We start from the raw sequence: 19,371 nt of genomic DNA on the forward strand, positions 1-19,371 counted from the left end.
CAAAAAAACAATCTTCACCTTTTAAATGGATATTACTCCCTGTACATACTCGGATAAAAAGGAAAAAGAGATACATACTACTATTGAACCTTGTTATGAAAGGAGTCATGACTTTGACTGAGAAATTTGATGAGTATAAAAAAAGAGATAGAATAGATAGTGATTATAGTGACTATAAAGAAGAATATGCAGCTGAGGTTGCACCACAGCGCATTGATTATGATTACGATGAGAAGGAACATAAAGATGATGTAAGATCGTCCGCTGCTGGATCAACGGCTGGCTTTATCGCTCTTGCCTTATCTATCTTATCACTTTTCACCTTCCCAACATTATTCGGTCTTGTTTCTGTACTACTAGGTATTTACGCTTATAACCGCGGAGCTACTGTAACTGGTGGTATCGCTGCGATTGTCGGTGGAATTGCAGCACTCATTGCAATTTTATTCCGAGTAGCGCTTATCGGCTTATTGTTCTCCCTCTTTTAAAAAGAAAAAGGTATCTCGCTTATGCGGGATACCTTATCCTGTAAATACATCTTCTGACGGATATTTAATTTTTTGTTTTGCTGGTCGCGCTAAAGAAAATACAAGTGTTAACGGTCCGATTAATCCACAAAACATAACAAACATAATCATACATTTTCCAAACGCTGATAACTTTGCAGTAATTCCCATCGTTAATCCTACTGTTCCAAACGCTGAAATTGTTTCAAATAGTAACTGAATAAAACTGAAGTCTTCTGTAAGCATTAACATAAATACTGCTGCAAAAATAAGGATTTGACTAGCAACGGCAATTGCTAATGCTCTCGTTACTGTCGACATTTTAATTGTGCGCTGAAATAATACGATTTCCTCTTTCTTTCTAAAGAAAGAAAGAACAGATGTAACTAAAATAACAAACGTTGTTAATTTAATCCCTCCACCTGTTGATACACTTCCTGCACCAATAAACATTAAAACCATCGTAAATAATATAGATGATTCTTCCATTCCCCCGTAGTCAACTGTATTAAATCCAGCCGTACGAGGAGTAATCCCTTGGAAAAAAGAAGCCCATAACTTTTCATTTAACGGTAAATTCCCTAACGTCTTCACATTATTATATTCCAATACAAAAATCACAATCATCGCTATCACATTTAGCGCTACCGTTCCAATAATCATGATTTTGGAATGAAGCGATAGTTTTCGAAAACTCCGGCTATACCATATATCAATTAGTACGGTAAATCCGAGACCGCCTATTACGATTAAAGAGCAAATCCCAATATTAATAATCGGATCGCCTACATACCTTGTTAAATTATCCGGCCATAGAGCAAATCCAGCATTATTATAAGATGCGATTACGTGAAAAATACTATAGTATACACCTTTTCCAAAGCCAAACTCTGGAATAAAACGAAATGATAAAAAGATGACTCCAATAAACTCAATACAAATTGAAAATATAAAGACACGTTTTACTAATTTTACAAGACCACCTATATTTGTCTGATTAAATGCCTCTCCAATTAATAAGCGATGACGTAATCCGATTTTTTTACCTAATACCCAAACAATTAAAATGGCAATTGTCATAAGACCTAGACCGCCTGTTTGAATTAAAAACATAATTACAATTTCGCCGAACATTGTAAACGTACTTGCAGTATCTACTACTCCCAATCCCGTTACAGTCGCTGCTGACGTTGCGGTAAAGAAAGCATCTACCCAACTAATATGTACTTTCGTTGCGAATGGTAACTTTAATAACAAACCGCCAACCACAATTAAGCAGAAAAAACCTAATGCTAATATTTGTGGTGGATTTAATCGTATAAAACGATTATACAGTCTTTGTCTTTTTGTTACTTCCATATTCACTAACTCCCTTTTTGCCCCTCATAACTAAAGGCTTATAAAAAACCTTAAATAGCAGGATAAACCTTATATTCTTATAATATAGTTGAGCATAATCCTTTTTTTCATAGTTTTCAACTTTTATTTATACTCGAACTTCACTTCATTTTATGACAAGACTCTTTCTATTATATTTATCCTTACTCTACAACTCTCGCAACAATCATTTTATATGTATCATTTCTTAAATCCTCATACCTTTCACTCTATGTTCACATAGGGGTCACATCTATCTTTTATAGTATATGTATCGGAGCTGTTCCTCCCTAATTTATAAGACATTCCCCAGTGTCTTTGAACAGCTTTCCATCCCTAATTAAATTGACATAAATTGTCCCCTTCCTTTGGCCATCATATGTGATGGTCTTATTTTTTGTCTTTCTATCTTCTATTTAAAACTCCCTCTCTCTTTCACTCTATGTTCACACCCCGGTCACATCTATCTTTTATAGTATATGTATCGAAGTTGTTCCTCCCTAATTTATAAGACATTCCCCAGTGTCTTGAACAACTTCCATCCCTAATTAAATTGACATAAATTTGTCCCCTTCCTTTGGCCATCCTGCGTGATGGTCTTATTTTTTGTCTTTCTATCTTCTATTTAAAACTCCCTCTCTCTTTCACTCTATGTTCACACCCCGGTCACATCTATCTTTTATAGTATATGTATCGAAGTTGTTCCTCCCTAATTTATAAGACATTCCCCAGTGTCTTGAACAACTTCCATCCCTAATTAAATTGACATAAATTGTCCCCTTCCCTAGACCATCCTATGTGATGGTCTATTTTGTTTTCTAAATAGTTTATTTAGCTTTTTCTGCTTACTTTAGTAAAAGCAATCTATATTTAAATAGATACTTTTTGTACGAAATATTCAGAAAATATTGTCAAAATAGGTAGTTTTTCGGTACAATTAATGTAGAAAGCTATTTTACAAAAAATAAGGGGGGATTTTATTGAAACAAACAAAAGCAATCTTAATTGCATTATTTCTCGGTTTAGTTGTCGGACTCACTTTAAATTTAGCTGCACCATCCATTTTTGAACCATTAAATCAATATGTGTTCAATCCACTTGGTCAATTGTTTATTCGCCTCATTAAAATGCTAGTTGTCCCTGTTGTATTCATTTCTATCGTACTTGGAGCTGCTGGTCTTGGAGATCCGAAGCAACTTGGAAGAATTGGTTTAAAATCAATTTCATTCTTTCTTGTAACTACAGCCGTTGCCATCTCTATTGCAGTTACATTTGCACTGATTATACAACCAGGATCTGGTGGTAATTTTAAAACCGAAGGGCTTAAATATGAAGGTGCAAAAACCGAAACATCTTTCGTCGATACATTGCTAAATATCGTACCAGATAATCCAGCAAAAGCGATGGCTGATGGAAACATGTTACAAATTATTGCCTTTGCCGTATTAATTGGACTTGGTATAGCTATTTTAGGAAAACGTGTCCAAGGTATTCATTCATTACTTGAACAGGGCAACGAATTAATGATGTATCTCGTTAATCTCGTTATGAAATTAGCTCCAATCGGAACATTTGGGTTGCTTGCTTCATCCGTCGGTAAAATGGGTCTTGCAGGCGTCGCTGCGATGTTCAAGTATATGATTGTCGTTATGCTAGTACTTATTATTCACGGTGTCTTCGTATATGGTGGCTTATTAAAAGTATTGGCAAAAGAAAGCATTGTCCGTTTCTTTAAACATTTCGGACCAGTAATGGCGATTGGATTTAGTACATCTAGCTCTAATGCATCTCTTCCATTTGCAATGAAAACCGCACAAGAGAAGCTTGGTGTTCCAAAAGCAATTAGCTCTTTTGTACAACCACTAGGTGCAACAATTAATATGGATGGTACTGCCATTATGCAAGGTGTAGCAACTGTATTTATCGCTCAAGTATACGGCGTTGAACTTACTATTTCCCAACTAGCTGTAGTCGTATTAACTGCTGTACTAGCTAGTATCGGCACTGCTGGTGTACCAGGTGTTGGGCTTGTAATGCTGACGATGGTTTTAAATCAAGTAAATCTACCGGTAGAAGGTATTGCCTTAATTATCGGTATTGACCGCATTCTAGATATGTCAAGAACAGCTGTAAATATTTCTGGTGATGCAATTTGCGCAATGATTGTCGCAAAATCAGAAGAAAAATATAATACAGATCAATCTGCCGCATCTTAAATCAAAAAAGGAGTGAAATGATTCACTCCTTTTTTGATTTACTTCCCTTTTTCGAACGATATTCTTTTCCTTTATTATCGTTACCAGTTTCAAATTCTGCACTAAACTCTTGTTGAAATTGCCCTGATTTCGGTGAGCCTTGATTTCCGCTCCCTTTACTACCATTTCGATTTGTCATATTTCTGCCCCCTTCCTTTATTAGTAGTATGTTACATATTTTCTTTTTTATAATCTTTTACATACGAAAAAAGCCCTTCCTCATATAAGGAAAGTCTTCTTTTTTTGAAGTGTAAGCGTTTTCTTGCTTATAATGACTTAAATAAGTTTTTTCGAAATAGATATCATTATATTCATTTCTTCTTCTGAGAGCGTAGAAAATCTTTCTTGCAAATATTGTTTTTTTGCACCTTCCATTTTTGCAACTAAATCTTTTCCTTGTTCAGTAATCTCCAAATATACAACTCGGCGATCTGACGTAGAACGTGAACGAGTTACAAAACCTTTATTAATTAATTTTTCTGTAACAGCTGTAATATGACTATTCGACACATTTAACTCATTCGCCACACGTGATACCATTTCTTTATTCGTACGATTCAATATTCTAAGGACGATGAACTCATTCCACGGTATGTAACCACCAAATATTTTTCCAATATCATTACGCAACGTGCGGAACATAGCAAAAACATTTGTCGATAGTTCTTCCATTAATTGCTCTCGATTTTGAGACAACTTTGACAGCCCCTTTTATTTCATTTGATTAAATAAAAACCTTATTAATAATTTTACATGAAATCTTACTTTTTGTCACCTTATTTTCCCATAATTCGTAGTTTTTTAATAGATATTTCATGATAAAATGAAGTTAAATTTCCAAAAAAAGGAGTTGGGATAGTGGGTGAAGAAGACAAATTTTCGAATTTCAATCTAAAAGATAAAACTTTGATCATTGGTTTTGTTATTCTGTTCCTCATTGTAATTTTTGCATTTATATTTTTTATATATGTAGGAATCTTTCATATTACTGGTGTAGAGTATCGATCGCGCACTGCCTTACTTCTATTTTTTTTATTAATTACTTTCTTAGATGGTATTATATTTTTCATCTTCGTTTTCTTCAAGGCACTGCTATATCCAATGACACAAAACATGCCAAATTGGCTTTCTATTACTCTTTTCGCAATCATTGAAATTACGCTAGATTGGTTCGTCATTCATACCGCTGACGATTGGATAGAGAGCGTGCAACTATCCAACATAGCTGAATTATGTGTCGTACTATTCTTTTTCCTATTAAGTAAATTATTAAGTGACAAGAAAGAGTAAGAATACAAGCTTTTCTATATAAAAATTGGTACAATGAAAACAAATCATACTAAAGAGGTGTTACTTATGAACTTACAAAAATGGGCTGATAAAGGTATGTCCTTTGATACATATGTGAATGAAATGAAAGTAAATCAATACGAGCTACTGCACATTTACAATAATTTTTTAATTCCAAATGAATTACTTCCTGTATTAGAAGAACGTCAAAATGATGGCTGGCGTGTTATCGTATTAACAGCTGATTGGTGTGGCGATGCTCTTTTATGCGTACCTGTTATGAAACGAATTTCTGAAGTTGCAAATATTGATATGTCATTATTAATTCGCGATGAAAACTTAGAATTAATGGATCAATATTTAACAAACGGAACAGCACGTGCGATTCCAATCTTTATTTTCATTGATAAAGATGGAAACGAACAAGCCGTTTGGGGACCACGTGCTCCAAAAGTACAAGAGTTAGTAACTTCAATGCGCGCTACATTGCCTGAAAAAGAAGATCCAACATTCGAAGAGAAACAAAAAGAAATGTACGCTACTTTCCGTGCCACATTAGCTGATGACACTTCTCTTTGGGAACATGTAATGGAAAGCATGATGGAAAAAGTAGTAAAATAAAAAAAAAACTGCCGAACTCGGCAGTTTTTTTATTACATAATGAAGAAATAGAATACCGCAGCTAAAATGAAACGGTAGTAAGCAAACGGTGTTAGTTTTACACGAGATAATAATTTTAAGAATGAAACAATTGCAAGCATTGCAACAACGAACGCCGTAATAAATCCTGTTGCAAATAGCGGTATATCAGCCGCACTTAATATATCCCAGCTTTTAATTAAATCTAAGCCACTTGCAGCTACCATCATTGGTACTGCTAAAATGAATGTATATTCAGCTGCCGCTGTATGTGACACGCGAGCTAATAAACCACCACTTATTGTAGAACCAGAACGAGAAAATCCTGGCCAAAGTGCTAAACATTGGAACATTCCGATTGTAAATGCTTGCTTATATGTGATTTCATCTAATGTTCTTGCTGTACTTGGTTTTGAAAACTTCTCAGCAACAATCATTAAAATACCACCAGCCACTAAGCTAATGACAACTGGGCCTGGCCCAAATAAAACTTCTTTAATCGCACTATGGAACAATACGCCAAGTACGCCGGCAGGAATCATTCCGATAATAATATGTAATAAATTTAACGATGGTCCGTCTGTTACTTTCCCTATACCTACTAAAGACCATAGACGCTTCCAAAATATAACTACAACTGCTAAAATCGATCCCAATTGAATAACAACTTCGAAAACTTTCGCTCTCTCATCGTCAAATCCAAGTAAATGACCTGTTAAAATCATATGCCCTGTTGATGAAACTGGTAAAAACTCTGTTAAACCTTCAACAGCACCCATGATTATTCCAATTAACCAATCAGCCACGAGTAGTGCCTCCTTAATAACTAATAATATGTAATTTTTTCATACCTTACCATAATACCTTATCCCCTTTCAAAGTGCATCCTTTTTTATAGTCAAACCGTAGTTTTAATAAGCTTATTCCTTTTCTATTTTTTGATTAAATTGTATGATAGTAAGAGTTTTCTTTTTTACGTAGAAAGGGGATTTTATGAAAGAAACTAGTACATTCTCACAAAAATTAAAGCAATTTGTATTACTATTTTTCCCGATTTTTGTTACGCAAATGTCATTATTTGCAATGAGCTTTTTTGATACAACAATGTCAGGACATGCAAGCCCTATTGATTTAGCAGGGGTTGCTATCGGAACGAGTATATGGATTCCAGTTAGTACGGGATTAACAGGTATTTTGATGGCTACAACTCCAATTGTTGCGCAACTCGTTGGATCCAAGAAAAAAGAAGATGTTCCCCAAGTCATCATACAAGCAGTCTATTTAGCAATTTGCGCTAGCTTCGTCGTTATGCTTATTGGATTTTTCGCTGTTACACCCATTTTAAATGGCATGCGATTAGAAGAACCGGTAGAACGTATTGCAGCACAATTTTTAAGTATTATTGCAATGGGAATTATTCCTTTATTTACTTACACTGTTTTACGTGGATTTATTGATGCATTAGGAAAAACTCGCACAACGATGATTATTACGTTACTATCATTACCTATTAACGTAATATTAAATTATGTATTAATTTTTGGGCATTTCGGTTTTCCAAAACTCGGTGGTGTCGGAGCAGCAATTGCTTCTACAGCAACCTATTGGTGCATTTTAATTATTACCGTTATGATTATTCGTACGAGAGAGCCTTTTGCATCTTTCCATATTTTTAAACAGTTATATCGCCCTTCTCTTTCTAGTTGGAAAGAGTTCTTAAAACTTGGCGTCCCTATCGGATTTGCTATCTTTTTTGAAACGAGTATTTTCGCTGCAGTAACACTTATGATGAGTAATTTTAGTACGACAACAATCGCAGCTCATCAAGCCGCTATGAACTTCGCTTCCTTGCTATATATGACTCCTTTAAGTTTAGCAATGGCCATGACCATCTCTGTTGGATTTGAAGTTGGAGCGAAACGATATAATAATGCAAAACAATATGGATTTATCGGGATTGGCTTAGCACTTGCATTCGCCCTATTATATTCCATTCTTCTTTACTTCTTTGATGATGAAATTGCTTCTATTTATACGACAGATATACAAGTTCATCATTTAGCAAAAGAATTTCTTATATTTGCGATTTTATTTCAAATCTCAGATGCAATTGCAACTCCTGTACAAGGGGCACTACGTGGTTATAAAGATGTAAATGTCGCCTTAATTATGACATTAATCGCCTATTGGGTAATTGGTCTCCCTCTCGGTTACATATTAGCAACCTATACTGATTGGGCAGCAAAAGGATATTGGATCGGTCTTATTATCGGTCTAGCATTTGGAGCAACCTTCCTCCTTATCCGTCTCTTTCAAGTTCAGAGAAAATATACAACGCAAAACAGCCGCTCATAATATAGCGGTTGTTTTCTTTATGCATATTTTTTCTTGTAACGTATAACATAATGAAAAAGAAAGGTGGATACATATGGACGAAAAAGAAAAAAAGCAATCATTCGACGAAGAATTCGCCCCTGAAATTTCACCTGGATATCGGCAAGATGTACATAAACAACCTAAATATAAAAACACTTCGTTTTTAATGGGGATTACCATTTTTGCCGCTGTATTGCTTGTGCTTATCATTTTCGTTTATTTTTGATGGAAGGTGATTTATTATATGAAGAAACAAAATTCCAATCGTTCAAAAAGAACTGTAAAAACACAAAAAGGGTATGCAGGTGATTCTGTTCTTACTCAGAAACAAGTCGAGCAAGGAAATTTATATATTGCTCAAAAAGAACTTGGTCAACAAAATGAAAATCTTTAAAATCCCTCAAAGAACTGGGGGATTTTTTATTCCGCTATTTATGGTACTGGTTCATATTTCTCTTTATTGTACGTACTGTTTTTGTTCTAACACCTTTAATGCATGATTAACCTTTACAATTTTCATTTCATAATTCAATTTCATTTCGCTTCTCTTACCATTTTCAGTACCCGCCACGTACGCTACAGTTTGATAGAGAAAACTTCCATCCGTCACTTCACGTATCTCCTCGTTTATAAATTTATACTCTAAATCCTGAAAACGATTTGGATAATAATTTTTCATTAATTGTTCATACCCTCTATTTAAAAATAGTTCTTCACCTTTTCGTTTCACATCTTCTTTATTAGTAAACTCAAAAACTGATAGTTGCTCGGTCACAAAATGTTCTCCTACCTTTTTCATTTCATTATGAGTTAAAGTTTCTATACCTTTGTTTTTTAATTCCTTATTTAATCCGTACTGATCAATCGGTTTATAGCCCGCAAAAACCTCTTCTTTATATGACCAAAACAATCCAAAAACGATACAGAGAGAAGTGATTAATAGTCTTTTCTTTATAACACTCCCGCCCCTCTTCATAATGATAATTATATTTTAACATATAGAAAGAAAATTCTGATATCATAAAGTGGAATAACTTAGAAACGAGGAACAATTATGGACTCTTACAAACAATATATAAAAGAAGCTTTGCCTAATCTTTCTATACATTCCTATAAACAAAATGAAGAAGGATGGGATAATGTAGCGATTATAGTAAATGATGAGCTACTGTTTCGTTTCCCGCGAAAACAGGAATATGCAATGCGAATTCCGTTAGAAAAAGAACTGTGCACAATTCTCACTCAATCACTACAAGAAATCGAAGTTCCACAATATCACCTAATTTATACAAATGAATCTGATGAGGTTCCTCTTTGTAGCTACTATACTCTCATTCATGGTGAACCATTAAAAACAGAAATAGTTGCGAACTTAGATGAAAAAGAACGAAAAATAATTATTACACAATTAGCTACTTTCCTTGCGGCTCTACATAGCATTCCTCTAAAAAGTGTTACAGCGTTAGGGTTCCCTACCGAAAAAACACTTACCTACTGGAAAGAGCTACAAACTAAATTAAATGAGTATGTTACTAACAGTCTAACTTCGTTCCAGAAATCAACCTTAAACCGTTTATTCGAGAATTTCTTTGCCTGTCTAGCTACATCCAAATTTCAAAATACAATCATTCACGCTGATTTTACACATCATCACATTTTATTTGATAAACAAAATAAAACCATTTCAGGAATCATTGATTTTGGTGATGCTCAAATTGGAGATCCTGCCTTTGACTTTGCTGGGCTATATGATGATTTCGGACATGAATTTACTACATCAGTATATGAACAATACTGTACACTTACTTCACACCATGATCCATTACTCACTCACCGTATCACAAATTTTTATCAATACAGTCCTTTACTACATAATATAATTTATAACTTTGAAACAAAGAATGAACTTGAATTTTTAGCTGGTATAGAACAACTGAAAGCAATACTACAGGGATGAGATTACATTCTCTCCCTATATTCTCTCTCCTCATATAACATTAACTTTTTATCCATTTCAACAATGACTTTATACAGTTGAAATGCCTGTAAAATTTGCAGTTGAATTCCAAAAGGGGCATTCTGTTCTTTTAACCATTGAAATACTTTCGTTTCATCTTTCATTGATTATTCCTCCCTTTATTAAAATCTGCTACAAATATACGATACATGATGAAAAGCTTTTCATGTCAACAACAAAAAAGGATGCAAATTTGCATCCTTTAATGTACGATATTTTTCTTCTGTTTCGCTTCTTTCTTTACTTCTTCCCCTTGGCATTCACTACGAAATGCACAACTTATACACTCAGAACGAAAATGACGCTCTGTATAATGCTCAGGTTGCTGTAACATTTCTTTCATTCTAGATAAATGAGCCATTCCAGTTATAATATCTTCCTGTTTCGGAGTGTAGTCATACTTAGTTCCTTCTATTAAATTAATAACTTCAATTTTCCCTGGAAGAATGCCGAAAGCTTTATAACTAAATACTGTCATTAGCTTTTGACAAAGAGCAAGCATTTCCTCATCCGCATCGACAACATACTTCTTAATTACAAACGACTCAGTACTCCACTCACCAACTTCTAATGTCAATGACATGTGGACACCTAACTCTTCCATATATGTTTGAAATTTTTCATATAAAAATAACGGTGGTGTCTGACTATCATCTCTTTCAACAAACTGTAATAAGTGATCCGTTAGCTTCGCTAACACAATGTAATACTCCATCTTCGAAGCAAACATATTAACCCTTACTTTTTTCCAATACTTTTCTATTAATATTAAAAGTACAATTTTCGTTTGTTGGCCTGCCGGTAATGTGTAATATTCGTTAATAATTCGATTCACAATCATTTGTGCGATTTGTTGCCATTCAAACGAAGAAGGTTCTCTTCTTTTGATATGACGAAAATAAAATTTATGTGGACAACGCATAAAATCATACAAATGATAATCTGTCATCGTTTTAATTGCGATTTTCTCATGCACTTGCTCTTCATCTCCCTTCTGCCATTAAGAAAGGTGTTTTACAAATTCAGCTCCAAACTGTAAACATTTTTCTACATCTTCATCTTCTGGCGTTAATTCTACTTTTAATCCTTCTAACACAACTTCTGCCCCGCGTTCTTTTAGCTTTTCTATTAAAATGTCAACTGCCACGCCATATTTTGGATAAGCCGAATCACATGATCCGAATACTGCCGCTTTTTTCCCAGTTAAATCAATAGAATCCATTGCGTCATAAAAATCTAAGAAATCATCCGGAAGGTCACCATCTCCCCAAGTGTATGCACCTAAAATAATTCCATCATACTGTTCTAATATAGAAGCTTCTGGTGAATCCATAATATCAATCACTTCAATTTCATTTTCAGTTTCACGAATCACGCCGGCAATATGATCAGCCATTTCCTCTGTATTTCCACTCATACTTGCAAAAATCATTACTAACTTACTCAACTGAACCTCTCCCCTTACTTTGTATCTCTTTTTCTGTTTGAATGCTCTTCTTCTCATCTACATATTCAGAACGAATTACATTTCGTTGCCATTCCATATGCTGATCAACTTCTTTATTTTTATCTTTTAATCCCCTCCGTAGAAGGTGAAATTTTTTTCTCATTAACATGTCGCATCCATCCTATTGATAATAATTATCAATTTCAACTATTTTTAGATTAATTGATATTGATTATCACTGTCAACAACTTTTTTTAAAAAATGATTAAAATGTACAAGCTTGTCCGTTAGCTATTCATATACTATAAATGAGCATAGTTCTTTCTCAGCCCTCTCTGACGGAAAGAAATAAAAGCAACTGCGATAGAGCGCAGTTGCCTTTTTTTATCCCACTTTAATGGGCAGTAAAACCCCCACTGATTAAAGTTGCACTTTATACTTTTCTATGATTTCAATAATCTCATTGTTGTTTCTAAAAATAATTCCACTCCATAAATGAGAGCTGATTCATCTACATCAAATTTTGGATGATGATGCGGGTAGCAAGTATCTATCTTTTTATTACCAGTCCCTAATTTAATAAAACAACCAGGTGCTTTTCTTAAATATGCCGAAAAATCTTCTCCTCCCATAGAAGGTTCAAGCTTCACAACACGCTCATTTCCAAACAAATGTAGTGCACTTTCTTCTACTACTTTCGTAATATATTCATCATTAATAACCGGATCATATCCATATCGATACGAATATGTATATGACCCTCCATGTGCTTCTGTAATTCCTTTCACGATTTTCTCAATTTTCTCTTCTGCTTCCAACCTTAATGCTTGATTAAATGAACGAACAGTGCCCATTAAAGTTGCTGCACTAGGAATAATATTATCAGCCATTCCCCCATGAAACTGCGTAACTGAAACGACTCTTTGCATGAAAGCACTTGTATTTCTTGATACAATATGTTGTAGATTTGTAATAATCTGCGCTCCGATAGCAATAGGATCTATCGTTTCCTCCGGCCTCGCCGCATGTCCCCCTTTCCCTTGAATTTCAACTGTAAATACGTCTGGTGCCGCCATCATCGGCCCATACGCAATGCCTATCTTTCCGCTCTCAAGTCCTGACATAACATGTAAACCTATTACATAATCAACACCGTCCATTACACCTGCCTCAACCATTTCTTGTCCCCCGCCGGGATATACCTCTTCTGCGTGCTGAAAAAATAGACGAATCTCCCCTGCAAAATCTTCCTTTATATTTGACAGTACTTCTGCTGTCCCCAACAAAATAGCTGCGTGAGCATCATGTCCACATGCATGCATCATTCCTTTATTCACAGACGTATAAGATTTACTCGTCTCCTCTTGAATTGGCAGAGCATCTATATCAGCTCGAATCGCAACTACTTTCCCTTGTTCCGTTCCTCTTTTAATTGCTAGTACACTATACTTCGTCGGTCTCGTTACTTCAAAAGAAGAAAATGTGCATAATGTATTATATATAAATTGTGAAGTTTCTTTCTCATGAAACGATAATTCCGGATACTTATGAAAATGTCTTCTCCATTTCACGATATTTTCTTCCGAAATTAGATTCTTCCACACTCTATCCATGATAATTTCCTCCTTTTTAAAAGGGCTAGAAATGTAAAAGTTTACTTTGTCTCGAATGACTCATAAGCACAAATACTATATTTTACGTATTCTTCTAGTCCACTTTTATGTATTCACACAATCCACTTCCTATTTACATATCAAATCCATTACAAATTGATGCTGAATGTAATATAATTGCTAAGTTAGGGATTTTCTTTTTTAGTATTTAGTGCTAATATCAGAAAAGAGCCTTTTGACTTATTTTTACCTAAAATGTGGAATTTTGTTTTTTTCACAATAATGTAGGACATGATACCTACAAAGAGCTATTATTTCATTAAGAGAGGGAAAGACATGGAAAGATTAAAAGAGATATGGTCTCGACCACTCACACAATGGGTTGCAAAGACGGTTTATTACCTTGCAATTTTATTTGCATTACTTTGGTTGTATGGATTCCATGATACAAACACAAGTACATTTATTTACAATGAATTCTAGGGTGGGAACGTTATGAAGTTATTAGAACAAATTGAAAAGTGGGCTATTGAAACGCCTGATCAAACTGCTTTTGTTTGGCGAGATGCGAAAATTACGTACAAACAATTAAAGGAAGATTCTGATGCGTTAGCACATTGGATTTCTTCTGAGTATCCAGATGATCGTTCACCAATTATGGTGTATGGCCATATGCAACCTGAAATGATTATTAACTTTTTAGGATGTGTAAAAGCTGGACATGCTTATATTCCTGTAGATTTATCTATCCCAGCTGATCGTGTACAACGTATCGCTGAAAATTCTGGTGCGAAACTACTTTTATCAGGAACTGAAGTAACTGTAACTGATTTACCAGTTCGCATTCTAAGTGAGGACAACTTAAAAGATATTTTCTTTACTCATAAAGGGAAAACTCCAAATCCTGAACATGCGGTAACAGGTGATGAAAACTTCTACATTATTTACACATCAGGAAGCACAGGTAATCCGAAAGGGGTTCAGATTACTTATAACTGCCTTGTAAGTTTTACAAAATGGGCTGTAGAAGATTTCAACTTACAAACGGGGCAAGTATTCTTAAACCAAGCACCTTTCTCATTTGATTTATCTGTCATGGATATTTACCCATCATTAGTAACAGGTGGTACACTTTGGGCAATTGATAAAGATATGATTGCACGTCCAAAAGACTTGTTTGCTTCTTTAGAGCAATCGGATATACAAGTATGGACTTCCACACCATCTTTCGCAGAGATGTGTTTAATGGAAGTATCTTTCTCTGAGAGTATGCTACCAAACATGAAAACATTCTTATTCTGCGGTGAAGTGTTACCAAATGAAGTAGCTAGAAAATTAATTGAGCGTTTCCCAAAAGCAACAATTATGAATACGTACGGTCCAACTGAAGCTACTGTCGCTGTAACAGGTATTCACGTTACAGAAGAAGTGCTTAATCAATACAAATCACTTCCAGTTGGCTACTGTAAATCAGACTGCCGCCTTCTTATTATGAAAGAAGATGGTACGATTGCGCCTGATGGTGAAAAAGGTGAAATCGTAATTGTTGGTCCAAGCGTAAGCGTTGGATATTTAGGAAGCCCTGAATTAACAGAAAAAGCATTTACTATGATTGACGGTGAGCGCGCCTATAAAACAGGCGATGCTGGCTATGTTGAAAATGGTCTTCTATTCTATAATGGTCGTCTTGATTTCCAAATTAAGCTGCATGGTTATCGAATGGAATTAGAAGAAATTGAGCATCACCTTCGTGCGTGTTCTTACGTAGAAGGAGCAGTTATCGTTCCAATTAAAAAAGGTGAGAAATACGATTATTTATTAGCGGTTGTTGTTCCTGGAGAACATTCATTTGAAAAAGAATTCAAATTAACATCTGCAATCAAAAAAGAACTCAATGAGCGATTACCAAACTACATGATTCCACGTAAATTCATGTATCAATCTTCTATTCCAATGACACCAAATGGAAAGGTAGATCGCAAAAAATTATTGAGTGAGGTTACAGCATGACCGCATATGGATCATTTTATTTTTTCGCTATAGTGGGCATTTTGTTAATACCTACTATCATAGCTGGATTAAAAGGTAAAATGTTGCGTAAATATAATGCCGTTTTAACATTAGTCATGATTGCTATTATCTTCTCGGATAAACCGAAGCAAGCGATTATGTTAGCTGCATTTATTATTTGGCAATATGCCCTTATTAAAGGCTATTTACTTTTAAGAAAACAAAACAATAGTACATTCATGTTTTGTATAGCTGTTATTTTATCGATTTTGCCACTTATTTTGGCAAAAATCGCACCATTTGTACCTGAATTGCATTTTATTGTTTTCGCAGGTATGTCTTACGTAACATTTAGAGCTGTACAAATGGTCTTTGAAGTTCGTGATAATTTAATTAAAGAACTTTCCTTCTTTAATTTCTGGGAGTTTGTTTTATTCTTCCCTGCGATTTCAAGTGGACCTATTGATCGTTACCGTAGATTCCAAAAAGATATTCAAAAGCCGCCTAGCGCTGAAGAATATCAAAAGTTACTATATACAGGACTTAACCGTATTTTCCAAGGTTTTCTGTACAAATTTATAATCGCGCACTTAATAACAACATATCTTGTAAAGGCCGTATTCGCCAATCAAGATACACTTTTATCTAACGTGATTTTTATGTACGCTACTAGCATGCAATTATTCTTTGACTTTGCAGGTTATAGTGCGTTCGTAATTGGTATCAGTTATATGATGGGAATTAAAACTCCTGAAAACTTTAATAAACCGTTCCTTAGTCGTAATATAAAAGACTTCTGGAACCGTTGGCACATGAGTTTATCATTCTGGTTCCGTGATTTTATCTACATGCGTTTCGTCTTTTTTGCAACGAAGAAAAAGTTAATTAAGAACCGTTACACTATTTCGTATATCGGTGCATTTTTAAACTTCTTCATTATGGGAATTTGGCACATCCAAGGAAGCGCTGTTGCGCAGTATGTTATTTATGGTCTATATCATGCCGCACTGTTTATTCTATTCGATATTTTCGAACGAAAAAACAAAAAGCATAAGTTTTGGCCAAACAACAAATTTACACACGTCCTTGCGATCGTAATTACGTTCCACGTTGTATGTTTCGGTTTCCTAATTTTCTCTGGACACCTTAACAGATACTTTTAATGCACCCTTCTTATACCATTAAGAAGTTGCACATATAATATATTTCGGATATAAAGGAGATTTTAAAAATGGCAGAATTTAAAGAGCAAGTATTAGATATTTTAGAAGAAGTATGTGAAAACGATATTGTAAAAGAAAACTTAGATGTTCAATTATTTGAAGAAGGTATTCTTGATTCTTTCGCTGTAGTATCTTTATTAGTTGAATTCCAAGAGCGTTTAGATATTGAAGTTTCTATTTCTGATTTTGATCGTGACGAGTGGGCTACTCCAAACATGGTTATTAAGAAGTTGGAAGAAATCCGATGAACAAAGCAAAATTTGGTCCGATGCTTTTAGCATTGGCCCTTTTTGCTGTATTCCTACTTATTCCGACGCGCTTTCTACTCCCGCTTTTAAGTGACGAAAAAGTAGAACAAGCTGCAACTTCTTTAAAAGAAGAAAAGATTCAAAGTATGATTTTACAGCAAAAGATGTTAGCAGATTCGAAATACCTTCCGATGTATGGTTCATCGGAATTCGCACGTATGGATGCTTACCATCCATCAAATTATTTCAAAGTAAAGCCTGAAGGATTCACACCATTCCTACTTGGACGTGGCGGAACACAAGACCTTGTACATGTATTAAACTTTGCATCTACGATGGATCAATTGAAGGATAAGAAAATGGTATTCGTTCTTTCTCCGCAATGGTTTGTGCCACAAGGTATTGATGAAACACACTTTGCACCTAACTTTTCAAAGCAACAAGGTTACCACTTCATTTTCAACGATGATGTAAAACCTGAAATGAAAAAGCAAATTGCAAAGCGTTTATTAAACTTTGAGATCGTTAAGAAAGAAACTTTATTAAAAATTTCGCTTGAAGGTATCGTTTACGATGATACAAAGCATAAAGTAAAAGCACTTGCTGCTAAACCTTTCGCTTATATTTATCGTAACATTTTAGATCGTAAAGATTTATTTACAGCTATGTTTAATATTAAACCGCATAAAGAAAAACTTGACCCTTCATTAAAACAAATGAACTGGGAAGAGGCTCGTAAACATGCAGATCAAACAGGTGCAGCAGAATCTGGATCTAACAATTACGGTATTGAAGATGGTTACTTCAACAGCAAAATCAAGAAGAAATTAAAGCAACGTGAAGGCTACTTAAAAAATGATGCTTATGATCAATCGCCAGAATATGAAGATTTACAAATTGCACTTGATTTATTAAAACAATCTGGTGCAAAACCACTCTTCATTTCTGTTCCTGTAAAAGGGCCTTGGTACGATTACGCTGGCTTCCCGAAAGAACGCCGAGAATTGTACTATAAGAAAGTTCATGAGCAAATTGAGAAAGCTGGCTATCCAATTGCCGACTTCTCAAATCATGAGTATGATAAATACTTCTTAAAAGATCATATGCACTTAGGTTGGAAAGGCTGGGTTTATATTGATGAAGCCATCCAACAATTTTATAAAGCAAACTAAAGAAAAGACCGCTTGAATTATTCAAGTGGTCTTTTTCTATATACATTTTGCAATTGTTCAATTGTGTTATCTGCTTCTTTCATCACTCTCTCCACTACATGCTGAGCTGATTCTATTCGTGCTAATGATGACGCTTGTCCTGCCCAAAGTGACATATATTCTCCATTATTTTGCTTTGCTGCTTGTTGGCGTATTTTAGAGGTTAATACATTTTGCACCGGATACATCGGAAGGTCTTCTTCTTTCCCTTCATGCTTCTCTATAAATTCATTACGAATACCTCGTGCATATTTCCCGGAAAACGCACGAGTCACAGTTGTACTCGTATCTGTACTACGTAAAACCGCTTTTTTATACACGTCATGCGTAATACTTTCTTCACTCGTTAAAAAGGCTGATCCCATTTGAACAGCTTCTGCTCCCAGTGTAAATGCAGCAACAAGCCCTTGCCCGTTCATTACACCACCTGCTGCAACAATCGGGATATGCGGAACTGCTGCTACTAGCTGCGGAATTAATGCAAACGTACCAATCATAGCGTCCTGTTCTTTCCCGATAAACGTTCCTCTATGCCCTCCTGCCTCGCTACCTTGACCGACAATAATGTCTACTCCTAATTCAGCAAGCACTTTCGCCTCTGCCACATGAGTAGCTGTGCCGATGACTTTTATTCCACTTCTTTTCAAATCATTTATCTCTTCTTTTTCTAACGTTTGAAACGCAAAGCTAACGACTGGTACTTTTTCTTCTACTAACACTTGTAATTGTTCTTTATAACTTTTTGGAAGCTTTACCTGCTCTTCTTCCTCTATACCGAATTCTCTATTCACTCCGCTAAGTAATCTCTTTGCCAAGTTTATCTTCTCTTCTTCTATCTGTATCTCTTTTGTTAAAAGTAAATTAACACCGAAGGGCTTATCTGTTAGCTCCCTTATTGTATAAATTGCTTCACGAATTTGTTCTGGGCTCATATAGCCTGCTCCAAGCGTTCCTAATCCTCCGCTATTACTCACAGCTGCAACGAGTTCTGGCGTCGTAATCGCACCCGCCATACCGGCTTGAATGATGGGATACTTAATTTGTAATGTATCTATGACTCGACTTGTAAACATTGTTTCTCCTCCTATTCTCTTTATATCTTCTTTATTTGACAAACTTTTCCCTTCTTTTACAAGGATTGAACTTCCTATGAAGCGAA

General features: G+C 35.1%; 24 protein-coding genes. 13 read left to right on the forward strand and 11 right to left on the reverse strand.

The window, feature by feature from the left end; genetic code table 11:
- Window positions 1-95: 95 nt before the first annotated feature.
- Window positions 96-488, forward strand: coding sequence for an imidazole glycerol phosphate synthase (locus tag QCI47_RS21085; protein ID WP_001997037.1), 393 nt, complete (start codon window positions 96-98; stop codon window positions 486-488).
- Window positions 489-521: 33 nt separating this feature from the next.
- Here QCI47_RS21085 and QCI47_RS21090 read toward each other — a convergent pair whose 3' ends face one another.
- A complete protein-coding gene (locus QCI47_RS21090) occupies window positions 522-1,865 on the reverse strand; it encodes a TrkH family potassium uptake protein (protein ID WP_000454130.1) in 1,344 nt (447 codons plus the stop codon).
- A 998-nt stretch (window positions 1,866-2,863) separates the two neighbouring features.
- On the opposite strand from QCI47_RS21090, the gene QCI47_RS21095 reads away from it, so the two are divergent.
- Complete coding sequence (locus QCI47_RS21095) at window positions 2,864-4,099, forward strand: dicarboxylate/amino acid:cation symporter (RefSeq protein WP_000814817.1); 1,236 nt, start codon at window positions 2,864-2,866, stop codon at window positions 4,097-4,099.
- A 22-nt stretch (window positions 4,100-4,121) separates the two neighbouring features.
- Here QCI47_RS21095 and QCI47_RS21100 read toward each other — a convergent pair whose 3' ends face one another.
- Both QCI47_RS21100 and QCI47_RS21105 read right to left on the reverse strand, forming a co-directional pair.
- Window positions 4,122-4,277 carry a hypothetical protein gene (locus QCI47_RS21100; protein ID WP_000184931.1) on the reverse strand — a complete coding sequence of 52 codons (156 nt, stop codon included), beginning with the start codon at window positions 4,275-4,277 and terminating at the stop codon, window positions 4,122-4,124.
- Between the two features lie 137 nt (window positions 4,278-4,414).
- Window positions 4,415-4,834 (reverse strand): MarR family winged helix-turn-helix transcriptional regulator, encoded by a 420-nt coding sequence (locus QCI47_RS21105; protein WP_000081439.1) that lies wholly within the window; start codon window positions 4,832-4,834, stop codon window positions 4,415-4,417.
- A gap of 162 nt (window positions 4,835-4,996) precedes the next feature.
- Between QCI47_RS21105 and QCI47_RS21110 the strand changes: the two genes are divergently transcribed.
- On the forward strand, window positions 4,997-5,428 hold the full coding sequence (locus QCI47_RS21110) for a YrvL family regulatory protein (RefSeq protein WP_000503434.1): 432 nt from the start codon (window positions 4,997-4,999) through the stop codon (window positions 5,426-5,428).
- A 33-nt stretch (window positions 5,429-5,461) separates the two neighbouring features.
- On the forward strand, window positions 5,462-6,049 hold the full coding sequence (locus QCI47_RS21115) for a thioredoxin family protein (RefSeq protein WP_353811944.1): 588 nt from the start codon (window positions 5,462-5,464) through the stop codon (window positions 6,047-6,049).
- Between the two features lie 32 nt (window positions 6,050-6,081).
- On the opposite strand, the gene uppP is transcribed toward QCI47_RS21115, so the two are convergent.
- Window positions 6,082-6,873, reverse strand: a complete 792-nt coding sequence (uppP, locus tag QCI47_RS21120; protein ID WP_000796248.1) for a bacitracin resistance undecaprenyl-diphosphatase — start codon at window positions 6,871-6,873, stop codon at window positions 6,082-6,084.
- Between the two features lie 187 nt (window positions 6,874-7,060).
- On the opposite strand from uppP, the gene QCI47_RS21125 reads away from it, so the two are divergent.
- From QCI47_RS21125 to QCI47_RS21135, 3 genes are all read left to right on the forward strand, one after another.
- A complete protein-coding gene (locus QCI47_RS21125) occupies window positions 7,061-8,422 on the forward strand; it encodes an MATE family efflux transporter (protein ID WP_061131215.1) in 1,362 nt (453 codons plus the stop codon).
- Window positions 8,423-8,495: 73 nt separating this feature from the next.
- Complete coding sequence (locus QCI47_RS21130; RefSeq protein ID WP_000343560.1) at window positions 8,496-8,669, forward strand: hypothetical protein; 174 nt, start codon at window positions 8,496-8,498, stop codon at window positions 8,667-8,669.
- Window positions 8,670-8,687: 18 nt separating this feature from the next.
- The gene (locus QCI47_RS21135) at window positions 8,688-8,837 is read left to right on the forward strand and encodes a hypothetical protein (protein ID WP_071741624.1); all 150 of its coding nucleotides are present in this window, start codon (window positions 8,688-8,690) and stop codon (window positions 8,835-8,837) included.
- Between the two features lie 63 nt (window positions 8,838-8,900).
- Here the strand turns inward: QCI47_RS21135 and QCI47_RS21140 are convergent, their stop codons facing one another.
- Entirely contained in the window at window positions 8,901-9,419 is a 519-nt protein-coding gene (locus tag QCI47_RS21140; protein WP_061131214.1) for a hypothetical protein, read from the reverse strand.
- A 78-nt stretch (window positions 9,420-9,497) separates the two neighbouring features.
- On the opposite strand from QCI47_RS21140, the gene QCI47_RS21145 reads away from it, so the two are divergent.
- Entirely contained in the window at window positions 9,498-10,400 is a 903-nt protein-coding gene (locus QCI47_RS21145) for an aminoglycoside phosphotransferase family protein (RefSeq protein ID WP_000378999.1), read from the forward strand.
- Between the two features lie 2 nt (window positions 10,401-10,402).
- Here the strand turns inward: QCI47_RS21145 and QCI47_RS21150 are convergent, their stop codons facing one another.
- The 5 genes from QCI47_RS21150 to amaA all read right to left on the reverse strand — a co-directional run bounded on the left by QCI47_RS21150 (window position 10,403) and on the right by amaA (window position 13,520).
- Window positions 10,403-10,564, reverse strand: coding sequence for a hypothetical protein (locus tag QCI47_RS21150; RefSeq protein WP_000651089.1), 162 nt, complete (start codon window positions 10,562-10,564; stop codon window positions 10,403-10,405).
- Window positions 10,565-10,662: 98 nt separating this feature from the next.
- Window positions 10,663-11,436: a hypothetical protein gene (locus QCI47_RS21155; RefSeq protein ID WP_000544556.1), complete on the reverse strand. Its 774-nt coding sequence runs from the start codon at window positions 11,434-11,436 to the stop codon at window positions 10,663-10,665.
- Between the two features lie 24 nt (window positions 11,437-11,460).
- The gene (locus QCI47_RS21160) at window positions 11,461-11,907 is read right to left on the reverse strand and encodes a flavodoxin (RefSeq protein ID WP_000041150.1); all 447 of its coding nucleotides are present in this window, start codon (window positions 11,905-11,907) and stop codon (window positions 11,461-11,463) included.
- Window positions 11,900-12,076 carry a hypothetical protein gene (locus QCI47_RS21165; protein ID WP_000929012.1) on the reverse strand — a complete coding sequence of 59 codons (177 nt, stop codon included), beginning with the start codon at window positions 12,074-12,076 and terminating at the stop codon, window positions 11,900-11,902. The genes QCI47_RS21160 and QCI47_RS21165 overlap by 8 nt, the downstream gene beginning before the upstream one ends.
- Window positions 12,077-12,350: 274 nt before the next feature.
- A complete protein-coding gene (gene amaA / locus QCI47_RS21170; protein WP_061131210.1) occupies window positions 12,351-13,520 on the reverse strand; it encodes an N-acyl-aliphatic-L-amino acid amidohydrolase in 1,170 nt (389 codons plus the stop codon).
- A 336-nt stretch (window positions 13,521-13,856) separates the two neighbouring features.
- Here amaA and QCI47_RS21175 point away from each other — a divergent pair, with 336 nt between their 5' ends.
- The 5 genes from QCI47_RS21175 (at window position 13,857) to dltD (ending at window position 18,173) form a co-directional block, all read left to right on the forward strand.
- On the forward strand, window positions 13,857-14,003 hold the full coding sequence (locus QCI47_RS21175; RefSeq protein ID WP_000440293.1) for a teichoic acid D-Ala incorporation-associated protein DltX: 147 nt from the start codon (window positions 13,857-13,859) through the stop codon (window positions 14,001-14,003).
- Window positions 14,004-14,015: 12 nt separating this feature from the next.
- Window positions 14,016-15,530: a D-alanine--poly(phosphoribitol) ligase subunit DltA gene (gene dltA / locus QCI47_RS21180; protein ID WP_076875843.1), complete on the forward strand. Its 1,515-nt coding sequence runs from the start codon at window positions 14,016-14,018 to the stop codon at window positions 15,528-15,530.
- Entirely contained in the window at window positions 15,527-16,693 is a 1,167-nt protein-coding gene (gene dltB / locus QCI47_RS21185) for a D-alanyl-lipoteichoic acid biosynthesis protein DltB (protein ID WP_000127926.1), read from the forward strand. Before dltA ends, dltB begins: the two co-directional genes overlap by 4 nt.
- Before the next feature lie 68 nt (window positions 16,694-16,761).
- On the forward strand, window positions 16,762-17,001 hold the full coding sequence (gene dltC, locus QCI47_RS21190; protein ID WP_000807310.1) for a D-alanine--poly(phosphoribitol) ligase subunit DltC: 240 nt from the start codon (window positions 16,762-16,764) through the stop codon (window positions 16,999-17,001).
- Window positions 16,998-18,173 (forward strand): D-alanyl-lipoteichoic acid biosynthesis protein DltD, encoded by a 1,176-nt coding sequence (gene dltD, locus QCI47_RS21195; protein WP_073536432.1) that lies wholly within the window; start codon window positions 16,998-17,000, stop codon window positions 18,171-18,173. Before dltC ends, dltD begins: the two co-directional genes overlap by 4 nt.
- Window positions 18,174-18,190: 17 nt before the next feature.
- Here the strand turns inward: dltD and QCI47_RS21200 are convergent, their stop codons facing one another.
- Complete coding sequence (locus QCI47_RS21200) at window positions 18,191-19,285, reverse strand: NAD(P)H-dependent flavin oxidoreductase (protein ID WP_000495260.1); 1,095 nt, start codon at window positions 19,283-19,285, stop codon at window positions 18,191-18,193.
- Window positions 19,286-19,371 lie beyond the last annotated feature (86 nt).

Origin of the sequence: Bacillus cereus group sp. RP29 (assembly GCF_040459765.1) — a bacterium.
Lineage (GTDB): Bacteria > Bacillota > Bacilli > Bacillales > Bacillaceae_G > Bacillus_A > Bacillus_A paranthracis.

Bases quoted from the DNA above. Each gene is read 5' to 3' on its own strand.
- QCI47_RS21100 (WP_000184931.1), bottom strand. From the start codon at position 4,277: ATGACAAATCGAAATGGTAGTAAAGGGAGCGGAAATCAAGGCTCACCG.
- dltA (WP_076875843.1), top strand. From the start codon at position 14,016: ATGAAGTTATTAGAACAAATTGAAAAGTGGGCTATTGAAACGCCTGAT.
- QCI47_RS21115 (WP_353811944.1), top strand. From the start codon at position 5,462: ATGAAAACAAATCATACTAAAGAGGTGTTACTTATGAACTTACAAAAA.
- QCI47_RS21150 (WP_000651089.1), bottom strand. From the start codon at position 10,564: ATGAAAGATGAAACGAAAGTATTTCAATGGTTAAAAGAACAGAATGCC.
- QCI47_RS21130 (WP_000343560.1), top strand. From the start codon at position 8,496: ATGGACGAAAAAGAAAAAAAGCAATCATTCGACGAAGAATTCGCCCCT.
- QCI47_RS21085 (WP_001997037.1), top strand. From the start codon at position 96: ATGAAAGGAGTCATGACTTTGACTGAGAAATTTGATGAGTATAAAAAA.
- dltD (WP_073536432.1), top strand. From the start codon at position 16,998: ATGAACAAAGCAAAATTTGGTCCGATGCTTTTAGCATTGGCCCTTTTT.
- dltC (WP_000807310.1), top strand. From the start codon at position 16,762: ATGGCAGAATTTAAAGAGCAAGTATTAGATATTTTAGAAGAAGTATGT.
- QCI47_RS21090 (WP_000454130.1), bottom strand. From the start codon at position 1,865: ATGGAAGTAACAAAAAGACAAAGACTGTATAATCGTTTTATACGATTA.
- dltB (WP_000127926.1), top strand. From the start codon at position 15,527: ATGACCGCATATGGATCATTTTATTTTTTCGCTATAGTGGGCATTTTG.
- QCI47_RS21200 (WP_000495260.1), bottom strand. From the start codon at position 19,285: ATGTTTACAAGTCGAGTCATAGATACATTACAAATTAAGTATCCCATC.
- QCI47_RS21145 (WP_000378999.1), top strand. From the start codon at position 9,498: ATGGACTCTTACAAACAATATATAAAAGAAGCTTTGCCTAATCTTTCT.
- QCI47_RS21140 (WP_061131214.1), bottom strand. From the start codon at position 9,419: ATGAAGAGGGGCGGGAGTGTTATAAAGAAAAGACTATTAATCACTTCT.
- amaA (WP_061131210.1), bottom strand. From the start codon at position 13,520: ATGGATAGAGTGTGGAAGAATCTAATTTCGGAAGAAAATATCGTGAAA.
- QCI47_RS21175 (WP_000440293.1), top strand. From the start codon at position 13,857: ATGGAAAGATTAAAAGAGATATGGTCTCGACCACTCACACAATGGGTT.
- QCI47_RS21165 (WP_000929012.1), bottom strand. From the start codon at position 12,076: ATGTTAATGAGAAAAAAATTTCACCTTCTACGGAGGGGATTAAAAGAT.
- QCI47_RS21135 (WP_071741624.1), top strand. From the start codon at position 8,688: ATGAAGAAACAAAATTCCAATCGTTCAAAAAGAACTGTAAAAACACAA.
- QCI47_RS21125 (WP_061131215.1), top strand. From the start codon at position 7,061: ATGAAAGAAACTAGTACATTCTCACAAAAATTAAAGCAATTTGTATTA.